Raw genomic sequence first — 10679 nt, forward strand, 5'->3', positions numbered from 1 at the left:
AATGGGTGTTCACCAATTAGTTTAAATGGGATGGAAAATTCTAAAGGACTAAACAGAATTAACAAAGGAAACCAACCATATAGTTGGATAAAAAATTTACTTCCATGTCCCTAATCGAGGGACAGCGCCGAAATTGTAAATCCTTTTTTGTCATATAATAGTAGAATATAATTCCCGGCCATCCAGAATAACTCTCTTGAGAAAAGCGGATTTTGGAAATTTAAAATCTTTAAAAGAATAAATCAATGGCTCCACACTTTCTCCATACTTCACTACCGTATCAAAGGCTGTTTCGTCAATAATATCCTCTAATCGTCTGTCTTTTTCTTTACGGCTGAAAATTAAAATATCAATATCACTATCTTCTCTCACCTTTTCTCTTGCCAAACTACCAAACAAATATATTTTTGCTATATCATCTTTTTTTGCTCTATTTAAAATTCGACCCTTGAAATAATTTAGAGCTCTTTTCTTTTTGGCTAATTGTCTATTCTTGCTACTCATACCTAAAGTATACTAAACTGACACTTTTTTGTCAAAAGACGCTTAATTATTTCTTAATCCCCAACACCTTAATCTTCCCCAATGCCTTGATAGCCATCTGCATTCTCTCTTCGGATTCTGCGTAAAGCGTAAGAGTGCGGTCGCCTTTAAAAACTTCCTCGCCATAGCGCTTGTTCATATAAATCCCGGCCTTTTTATCCATAGGAGCGCCTAAAATCCGGCATAAGTCAACGATCGCCTTATTATCTACCCGAATAACTTTGCCGGACTGACTAGCATGCAAATGTTTCTTAAACGCGCCCAAAATCAACTGTTGAGGTTTAATACTTGGTTTTCCGCCTTGAGACTTAATCATGGCTTTCATCTTTCGCCAAGCCGCGCCAGATTCTAAAATATCGCGAGCCAGGCCCTCCCCTTTGCCAAGCCTAGCTTCGCCGGCTATTTCCAATAACCTTCCCGCTAACCGCAAAGATTTATTTTCTAAATCAAGCGGCCGAAATTCATCTTGCTGTAAAACCCGAAGCACGTCTCGGGCTTCCAGAGCCGGACCGACCCCTCGGCCAACCGGCTCTAAAGCTTCGCTCATCACTACTGATACTTTAATGCCAAACCTTTTGCCTAAATATAAAAATTTCTTTTCAATTCTTTTAGCAACTTTGATATTAGGCACCTTAGTTGTTGGTCCAAAGGGCAAATCAATCACCAAATACTCGACATCACTAGCTACCTTTTTAGCCATGATGCTGACTACCATCTTAGTGTACGGCTCCATACCCAATGGATAAGAAACCTGAACCACCCGATCATCAGCTGGGGCTAAATTTAATCCTCCACCCCAAACCAGGCAACCTTTGTTTTTTTGAACCAACTTTTTTATCTCACGGACAGTAAAAGAAACATTAGCCAGGACTTCCATAGTGTCAGCTGTGCCGGCTGGTGAAGTAATGGCGCGAGAAGATGTTTTGGGAATACATAATCCGCAAGCCGCAATAATTGGCGCCACAATCATAGTGGTTCGGTTAGCAGGCAAACCGCCAATGGAATGCTTATCAACCACTTTGCCTCGAAAGCGCAAAACATCGCCATTCTCTGCAATGGACTTGGTAAGGTAATATAACTCCTCATTAGAGTAATCTTTAATAAAACCTGAAGCCACAAAATAAGTAATCTCGGTGTGCCCTATCCGGCCGGAAACAATATCTTTAACAATAGAATCAATTTCCTTATAATCAAGCTGTTTGCCCAAAAGTTTTTTTCTGATGGCAATGATTGACTTGGGCCGGCCCAAAAAACGGGCTTCAACAAGCTCGCCATTGCGTACTTTATACTGGTGCCAAAGCTCCCGGTAAAAACCAATCTCGCCTAATTTGACTTTGGAACGAGTTAAATTGGTAACCACAATTACCTTAAATTTTTTACCTTTGTCATCCTGCCAAAAAATTCTAATTTTATCACCTGCCCGGATATTGGAGTGATAAGCGTCCCGCCGGTTTAAAACCACAACAAACCGTTCGCCAGCAGTAAAATCTAATTTTTTAGCTTTATAAAATAAGGGCATCTTGTTATTTACTTTGGCTAAAATTAACTTAAAGATGACATTTTATACTTTCAGCTATTGACAAAATTTTTAAAATATGATATCATAAAACTTGAAATCAAAATCAATATTTCTTTTACAATTCGCTCCCAATGATAGCCGTTGGGAAAAACCACAACCGTTCCTAAAAAGGAGGAAAAATTATGGGACGGATTATCGTTGGTGTGCTCGTAGTTCTGGTCCTGGCCAATGTCGCCTTTGCAGATGACGAGGGGCCATTCCCTGTCCTTATGGCCGGGAGATTGAACCTGTCGTTTGATTGGGGAAAGAGTTGGGTGAGTAATGATTTCTGTCACCCCATCAACGATGGATCGGGCGACTACTTAGTTGCTCATGACTCCAAGGGTTACAATGGCGGGAACTTTTCCCTGATATTCAAAGCAGGGAAATTTATTCCACTCCCCAGTTTGAGAATTTGGGGCGTTCGAGTAGCATACAAGGAATATATTCTCGAAACTCCAATCCACCGCTGGGATGAAGGCAACCAGATGTTTAAAGAGGCCGCGTTCCAGCACTGGGAGAAGTATCAAGTGGAAACAGTCACCGCCCAATTCGTGATGGGCGACGAGATTCCGTTTTTTAGCCAAGGGGATTATACGCGAAATCTCACGGCGGATTATGTCCGGCGAAATGCCTCTAAATTTTGGAGGCTTAGTGTTTGGACTGGGTTGGGCGTAACGCTTCAGAAAGGGGAAGATAAATGGATGGGAAGTCCATCCATTGCCCAATTCCTCCGAATTCACCCGCCATGGATCTGGACTGGAGGGATTTACCTTGAGGCAGGGCACAGCCATACTTTTGGTGATCCGCCTGGCCTGGACACTGGAGAGGAGAGCCGAGTCTGGGCTGGCTTCGGGTGTTCCATTCTCTAATCCTCCACATCTATTTTACGCCCTCGCAAAGGTCAATGCGACTTTGCGAGGTTTTTTTTATTTTCAAAACACTAATGGCTACAAATTTTTAACAAATAGTTATAAATTACGAATCCATCATTCGTACTATTCGTAATTTATAGCTATTTGTATTCTATTCGTATCTATTCGTGCCAGAGCTTTAGCGCCTCCCACAATTCATCGTGTGTCTTGGCCCACTTTTTCAATTTGACACTGCGCATCACCGCTTCTACGGCCTGGAAACAAGCCCTAGCGCCAGCTTTAGAACCGTCTGGATGACCATGCAAACCTCCGCCAAAATTAATAATAATATCTTTTCCTAACTTCTTAATCAACTTGGGAACCAAAGCCGGATGCAAACCGCCAGAAGCAATGGGCATTGTTGGTTTCAAGCAGCCCCATTTTTCAGTAATAGCCTTATTAACAGCCAGGATTTGTTCGTGAGTATCAGCCATTTTACCAACCACTGTGCCGGTGTGTAATTGGTCAACGCCAGCTAAACGCGCCAGTTTAGCTAAAACCAACATAGAAATTCCATGTTTAGGGTTGCGCGTAAATGCGCTATGTCCAGCTCGATGGCCATGAATTATTAAACCCAAGTTAGCCTTGCGCAACATTTGCACATTGTCTAAACCCACGGAAACAATATCCACCATCACGCACTTGCCCCCGGCTTTTTTGACTAGTCTGGCTCGCTCCATCATAATATCCGGCACCGCCGTGATATTAAACACATACATTTTATGCTTACTGGCCAATTTGCCTTGGGGGTTAGGATTTTCTAAAAATTTTTTATAAAACCGGGAGCTACCATTCATTTTATTTAAGCCCAGTTCTTTTTCAGCCTTGTTTCTTAAATACAAAGTTTTTTCCACTCGAAATTTGAATTGATTAAAATCAAGGTCAGTTAAATTTTCATCATCTTTAATCAAGTCCATGCCATTCTTCCAGAGCTCATAGGCTAATTTAGCATTCTCTGTGGCTGAAAGGCCCAACTTGGGTTTCATAATCGCGGCTACAATCGGCCGCTTCTTAATACCCAAAGCTTGACAAACGCCCCTTTTGCCAAAGGCCGGGCCTTGAAAATGTTTAATATAGGCATCAGGAAATTCAATATCCTCCAAGCGAATATTGGGAATCATTTTTAAACTAAAAACATTCCCGGCTAAACCAGAAAGTAATTGGGGAATGCTGGCTTTTTCAAATAAAACCAAAGGATAAGCAATCTTAAGCACTCGCTGACCCATATTGCAACTCTTGGTTTTTTTAATCACAAAAACCCTGGCCGCTAACTTCTCGGCTACCGGGGGCTTTAAAGTGGAAAGCGCGGTCCAGGTGCCGATAGAAGTCTCGGCCGCCACCTCTGTTGCTACTTTTTTCCAAGAATGCGATGACTCAACTTTATAAGTGACAATCAAATGCTTCTTGGGATCCGGGTGGGTTCCCAGATGAAGGTAGTAATTTTTGGTTCTGTTGATTGAATGCATGGGTGTTTTTTTATTGTCATCCCGGACGACCGTGGAAAAAGATGTCATCCCGATCGGGATCGCCGCCATTTTCTCATTCCGAACGGAGCGAACCGCAGTAAGCGCAGCGAGGAATCCCTTAAATGTGGAGAATAGAATGGATGGTGGGTAACCCCTGTTTAAGGGATTCCTCGCTGCGCTCGGAATGAAAAAATCACTCGCAATGACAACGATTAATATGCAGATAAACACTAGGAAAAAGGCTCTTTAACTTCTCCCGGCTTCAACACTCCCCTCTCCGTCACAATCCCAGTAATATATTTAGCCGGGACTTTATCAAAAGCCGGATTTTTAATAGTGATATTTTTAAATTGCTTTTCCCAAACTTCTCGCGGCTGGCGTTTCTCAATTTTCACTTTGAGTTTGCCCTTTTGTTTCTTTAACAAAACCGCAGCCACATAAACTGGAATTTTATTCTGATGCGCGTCTTCACAAATACCAAAACTCCCGACCTTATTAATGATGCTGCCATCCCCCAGAATCACATCCGCGCCAATCAAAACCTTGTTCACCTGCTTTTGAACCAGCAATTTGTCGGTTAAAGAATCTACTATCATTGTAACATCAATTTTCGCTTGACTCAAATTTTTGGCTGTAATCCGGCCCTGAAAAAGCGGCCGGGTTTCCGGGACATATACTTTAAACTTTTTTCCTTGACTTTTAGCTTCAATTAAAATCTTTTCCACTGTGGAAGAATGACAAAAAGTCAAAATTTTATCTTTGTTCTTAATCAATTTCACGCCCTCCTCAACCACTTGCTTTAAATCCTCCTCCATTTCCCGTAATTCATGGTTAACTAAATATTCCAAAATTTCCTGCAGGTGTTTATTGTCTGCTCCGACTTGAGCTGACTTTTTTAATTTAGAAATTACGAGTTCAACCAAATTTTGCGCCATTGGTTCGGTGGGCCGGGCATAAGCCAAAGCTTTGCCGCACTTTTCCGCTTCTTTAATAAACTTAGATGGGGTTGCTGACTTCATTTTCTTAGCGCATTTTTTCAGACCTAAAAGCGTGGCTTGGGCAACTGCTGTTGCGCCCTGGATTTTAAGGGTTTGGATGTCTTGGATTGTTTTTTGGAGAGACATGCTAATAATTATTCGAATTTATGCTAATCTTTATGCTAATTTTGGCTAATATTAGCTAAAAACCACATTTGGGCTTGACATTTTTGATAGAGTGGTAGTAATATATAAATCAGAAATTGAATGCGGGCCGATATTAATGAAACTGACTGTTTCCTTAGGCGTATGACGCAAGTTGTTTTATTTTGCACTATCGTTGCGTAACCGCATGTCGGCTCTTGGTAGAACCAAGAGCCAGCCCTTGGGAGATTATTCAAAAAATTTTTGACACGATGTAGCTCTGTTTTTTTTATTTTGAAAAAGTTATGATGATGTTGATTATTTGACCTGTGGATAAACGATGTTTGACAAAAAATATCTATATGCTATACTATAATTAATCCTTACGAAAAAGACCCTTATGGAGTTTTGTCTCCATCGGGGGCTTTTTCTTTTTTAATCTGTAAAATTGACTTTTGATCGTTTAAATAAGCGATAGGGGCATTTGTCCTTTTAAGAAGAATTGAGCAAAGATCTTTAGTGTGGGGCGATAATATTGTCTTTAATTTTCCACTTTCTATGAGAAATTTCACCAAACTGGCATAATCACCATCACTTGAAACAATAATCGCTTTCCTAAATTTATTTTCATACGCATCATGCACCGCCTGCAATACTAAATCAGCGTCGCAATTTCCTTTCGGTCTACCGTCTCCATCATAAACAACCTCTTTGAATATGAGGGTGAATCCCGCCTCTTGAAGATATGTGTAGAGATCTTTGTATTTTGGAATAAGACCGATAAAAATGTAGGCGCGGTTTACATTATACTTATCAGAAAGCCAGACGCGAAAACGAGCATAATCAAGCTTCCAGCCAAAATCGACAATGCCTCTATGCAAATTCGCGCCGTCGATGTAAGCAAAATTGTTTTCTTTTCTTCGCATTTTATTGTTTATAAATTTAGACATTTTTGTTTTATTTGTAAATCGAGTGCTGACCGATATTAATGAAATCACCAATATGCACCACTTTATATTAGTTCTCCCAAAGATTTAACTGTTTTTAATTTGCCCTCTTTTTTGGCTTTCTTGTAGGCCTTATACATTGCTAAGGTATCCGCTTCTTCAGCTTTCCTGCGCACCTCAACCATCTCTTCATATTTATCCAAATCCAAAATCACCGCTTCCGGCTTATTATTCCGCAAAAGATAAAGCGGTTCTTTGGTTCTTTTAACTAAATCAAGCAGTTTGCGATAATGCCTTTGGAGTTCTTGAACCGAAGCCATTTGAGGTAAGGTTGTGCCGTTCATAGTTTTGTAGGTTAAATAATTAAAGTTACCTACATTATATACTATGTATAATTCTATGTCAAATTCTATGTATAAAATAATATAAAAACTTAAAAATACAAGAATATAAAAATAAAATAATAAAATATTTTTATATTTTTATATTATTTTATTTTTATCTAAACTTCTTCTTTCTAGAATACCTTGTATGCAAAATCTGCTCCTGCTTTTCCTTAGGCAATTTCGCAATATAATTCTCCATAAAATCTTTAACAACTGGATTTTGATGAGCTTTGCGGAGCTTCATTTTATCATCAATCCTATACAAACCAGCAATGCGCTTGGCAATAATCCGCTCGGTGGAAGGAATGGGCTGTCCCCCGCCGCCAATACAACCGCCAGGACAAGCCATCACTTCCACATAATCATAAGCGCGCGGATTTTTCTTAAGCTCTTGGATAACTTTTTCCGCGGCTTTAGCTGTAGCGGCCACTGCCACCTTAAGAATTTTAGATCCAATTTTAACTTGGGCAGTTTTGATTTTCTCCAGGCCCCGAACTTTTTTAAATTCTACATTTTTAAGCTCTTTGCCGGTGATAAAATAATGGACGCTGCGCAAGGCCGACTCCATCACTCCGCCAGTAGCCCCGTAAATAGCCCCGGCGCCCGAAAAAATTCCCTCGCGATCAACATCAGACTTCTTAAGCCTGGGCAAATCAATCTTACTTTTCTTGAGCATAATGGCAAATTCCCGCGTGGTTAAAACATAATCAACTGGCCACATGCCATTTACTTTTAACTTTTTATGCCGAGCTTCGTATTTTTTAGAAGTGCAGGGCATGATGGAGACGACGACAATTTTCTTGGGGTTTATCCCCTGTTTCTCGGCCCACCAGGTTTTATAAGCTCCGCCAGAATGGATTTGGGGCGAACGGGCTGTAGTTAAATGCGGTAAAATCTCTGGATGATAAAATTCTGCAAATTTAACCCAGCCCGGACAGCAGGAGGTGAACATGGGGCCCCCTACGCTCTCGCTGCGGCTTGAGCTTCGGGGGATAAACCCGCCATCCCAAGCAGGATGACGACCGTAAGTTTCATCTATTTTCAAACGCTCGGCTAATTCCGTGGCTTCAACATAAGTAGTAATATCCGCTCCCATATTAACATCAAAAATCTTGTCAAAACCCAATTTTCGCAAAGCCGTATAAATTTCACCGGTTAGATTTGTGCCCGGTTCCAAGCCAAATTCCTCACCAACACTGCAACGGATAGAGGGCGCGCACTGGACAATGGTGATTTTGTTTTTGTCTTTAATCGCCTTCTCAACCTCTTCAATCTGATTCTGCTCGCGAGCCGCTGATACCGGACAATGAACCGTACACTGGCCGCAATAGATGCAATCCACTCCCCTATCCCTGTTATAATCCACGGCCGTGATCGCGGCTTTGCCTTCCAACCGTAAAAAATTAATTCCAATGTCTTCGCACATTTCCACGCATTGATTGCAAGCAATGCATAAATTAGGATCAAATTCCGCGGCTTGAGCCATTTTATGAACCGGCCGTTTAATTTTTGGCCGTGAATATTTTTTGCCAGTAACGTTGTATTTTTTCATCAACTCCGCGGTCTTACAAAAATAACCTTCTTGACATTTAGGGCAATTTTCTTCATGTCCTGACAATAACAACTCCAAGTTAACCTGACGCAAACGTTTGACTTCTTCGGTGTCAGTTTTGACTTTCATTCCCGATTCAACTTTGCAGGTGCAAGAAGTCATCACACTGCCATTGGCCTCAACTAAACAAGCGCGGCAGTTAGCGTCAAGGGGCAAATCTTCGTGATAACAAAGGTGGGGGATCTCAATGCCATGGCGCAACGCCACTTCCAAAACCGTTTCACCTTCTTGGCAAGGGTATTTTTTGTTGTCTATATAGATAAACATAAATTTAGTCTGATGCTGGTGTGGGAGAAGACTCCCTCACCAGCTCTTTTTATATAAATTTGTATTTTGACTAAATCTGTCTAAGAGAAATCTTCAACCCCAACACATTTTTAACATAACTCTCCACCGGCACAAACGTAGATTTACCCAAAGCGCAGAAAGAAGTTTTTTGCATTGATTCAATCAAATCAATGATTTCATCCCAGTCAACTTTTTTATTCTTTTTTAAAATCTCAAAAACATTATAATTCCCCATTCGGCAAGGTCCGCATTTGCCGCAAGCCTCATGAGCATAAAATTTAAACCACTTGAGAAGTAACGTCCGAGGACTAGCAGTTAATTTATAAGCCTCAATTGAGCCGGCGCCCTCGGCTTTTTTATTTTTAATCTGGCTGGAATTTAGCACCTCGCCAGAAACAGAGCCGCCGATTTGGACAAAAAAATCAAATTTTGGAATGTTGCGAGTGTGCTCTAAAATCTTCTGAATGTTCCAATCTGCCGGTAAAAAATAAACTCCTTTGTACTCAACCCCGCTTAAGCAATAAAAACGCTTATCCTCAAATTTTCCTTGGCTGACTAAACCCACATTAAAAAGGGTCTCTATATTATGCACCAAAGTTGGGCAGGCAAAAAGCCCTGCTTGGGTGGGAAAGGGCGGCTTGAGCCGCGGCTCGGTCCGTTTACCCTCCAGAGCATTCAAAAGAGCGGTTTCCTCGCCGCCGATATAGGAAGGGCGCTCTAGAAAAATAGTGAACTTGTAACCCTGGTTTTTATATTTTTTGATTAGTTTAAGAACTTTGACGCGGGTTCGCGGGTAATACCTTTTATTAAAATTAAAATAACAATCTTTAATACCTAAAAAATCTAAAGTGACTTTAATACCCGTAAAAACCGTTTCTGGAAAATTCTTCATGATGTGAATATCTTTGAACAAACCTAACTCCCCTTCGCTGAAATTTACAACTAAGTATTTTTGTTTGGCTTTGGCAATTTTGACTGCTTTCCATTTAAGATGCGTCGGGAAACCAGCGCCGCCCCTACCCAATAACCCTGCGGATTCAATTTTCTTAAGTATGTCGGACATGATATTATATGTTGTAACTCATAGTAATACGATAGTAATACGATTGTAATACAGTTGTAATACAGTTGTTATTTTTGAATGAATTACAACTGTATTACAATCGTATTACGCGAGGTGAGCCGCAGCGAACCGAGCAAGTTACTTTAAAAATTACTATTTCAAATTCTCTTGGTTTGTTTTAAAAATACAAACGCCAACACTCCTCCCGCCACCGCTGTCGCGAACTGGGGCCAGCTCATGATTTGAGCGACCTTGACTGCCAACTCTTGTTTAATCAAAAGACGGCTAATGATATTAACACTCGCCAAAAGAAATAAAAATTTCAAAGCCGCGCCCACTACCACACCCGACCAATAGCCACCGGACCCGTTGCGAGATTGATTGTTAAACCAATCAACCGTCAAAACCAAAATCGCGTTGCCAAGCATAATAAAAGGCACGACTGGAGCTAAAATTGCCGGTAAAAGTCCGCCGGAAAGCGCAATCATACTAGGAACAAGGCAGAGAACAAGGGCAGCTCGGACACCCACTAAAAACAAAGTGAGAATCAATATAGCATTGATAATCGGACCCGTAATCCATTGGACATGAATATAAAAAGGCAAAAGCGTGGCAATGCCTCCAAGGATTAAAAAGCGAACCAGGACTCGGGTATTGATTTGAGTTAGGGATCGTTCTTTTAGATGAAACATGGTTTTGGATTTTAAAAATTATAAATAAGACATTAGAAACTAGAAACTAGAAACTAGAAAATAGAAAATAGAAAATAGAAACTAGAAAA

Annotated in this window: 10 protein-coding genes; 1 reads left to right on the forward strand and 9 read right to left on the reverse strand. The window is 40.8% G+C overall.

The window, feature by feature from the left end; translation table 11 throughout:
• Positions 1-150: 150 nt before the first annotated feature.
• Both KKD20_00095 and KKD20_00100 read right to left on the reverse strand, forming a co-directional pair.
• Positions 151-504, reverse strand: a complete 354-nt coding sequence (locus KKD20_00095) for a nucleotidyltransferase domain-containing protein (protein MBU4331512.1) — start codon at positions 502-504, stop codon at positions 151-153.
• A gap of 46 nt (positions 505-550) precedes the next feature.
• Positions 551-2062, reverse strand: coding sequence for an AMP phosphorylase (locus KKD20_00100; protein ID MBU4331513.1), 1512 nt, complete (start codon positions 2060-2062; stop codon positions 551-553).
• Positions 2063-2244: 182 nt separating this feature from the next.
• On the opposite strand from KKD20_00100, the gene KKD20_00105 reads away from it, so the two are divergent.
• Entirely contained in the window at positions 2245-2973 is a 729-nt protein-coding gene (locus KKD20_00105) for a hypothetical protein (protein ID MBU4331514.1), read from the forward strand.
• Positions 2974-3137: 164 nt separating this feature from the next.
• Here KKD20_00105 and KKD20_00110 read toward each other — a convergent pair whose 3' ends face one another.
• The 7 genes from KKD20_00110 to KKD20_00140 form a co-directional block, all read right to left on the reverse strand.
• The gene (locus KKD20_00110; protein MBU4331515.1) at positions 3138-4481 is read right to left on the reverse strand and encodes a ribulose-bisphosphate carboxylase large subunit; all 1344 of its coding nucleotides are present in this window, start codon (positions 4479-4481) and stop codon (positions 3138-3140) included.
• A 230-nt stretch (positions 4482-4711) separates the two neighbouring features.
• Positions 4712-5605, reverse strand: coding sequence for an S-methyl-5-thioribose-1-phosphate isomerase (locus KKD20_00115; protein MBU4331516.1), 894 nt, complete (start codon positions 5603-5605; stop codon positions 4712-4714).
• 395 nt (positions 5606-6000) lie between these two features.
• A complete protein-coding gene (locus KKD20_00120) occupies positions 6001-6552 on the reverse strand; it encodes an NYN domain-containing protein (protein ID MBU4331517.1) in 552 nt (183 codons plus the stop codon).
• A 62-nt stretch (positions 6553-6614) separates the two neighbouring features.
• Positions 6615-6893, reverse strand: a complete 279-nt coding sequence (locus KKD20_00125) for a type II toxin-antitoxin system Phd/YefM family antitoxin (GenBank protein ID MBU4331518.1) — start codon at positions 6891-6893, stop codon at positions 6615-6617.
• Between the two features lie 154 nt (positions 6894-7047).
• Positions 7048-8814, reverse strand: coding sequence for a [FeFe] hydrogenase, group A (locus tag KKD20_00130; GenBank protein MBU4331519.1), 1767 nt, complete (start codon positions 8812-8814; stop codon positions 7048-7050).
• A gap of 70 nt (positions 8815-8884) precedes the next feature.
• Positions 8885-9898, reverse strand: coding sequence for a hypothetical protein (locus KKD20_00135; GenBank protein ID MBU4331520.1), 1014 nt, complete (start codon positions 9896-9898; stop codon positions 8885-8887).
• Between the two features lie 158 nt (positions 9899-10056).
• Positions 10057-10590: a hypothetical protein gene (locus KKD20_00140; GenBank protein MBU4331521.1), complete on the reverse strand. Its 534-nt coding sequence runs from the start codon at positions 10588-10590 to the stop codon at positions 10057-10059.
• Between the last annotated feature and the right edge of the window lie 89 nt (positions 10591-10679).

Source organism: Patescibacteria group bacterium (assembly GCA_018896645.1).
In the GTDB taxonomy this organism is placed as follows: Bacteria; Patescibacteriota; Patescibacteriia; order UBA2591; family JABMQE01; genus JAHIMF01.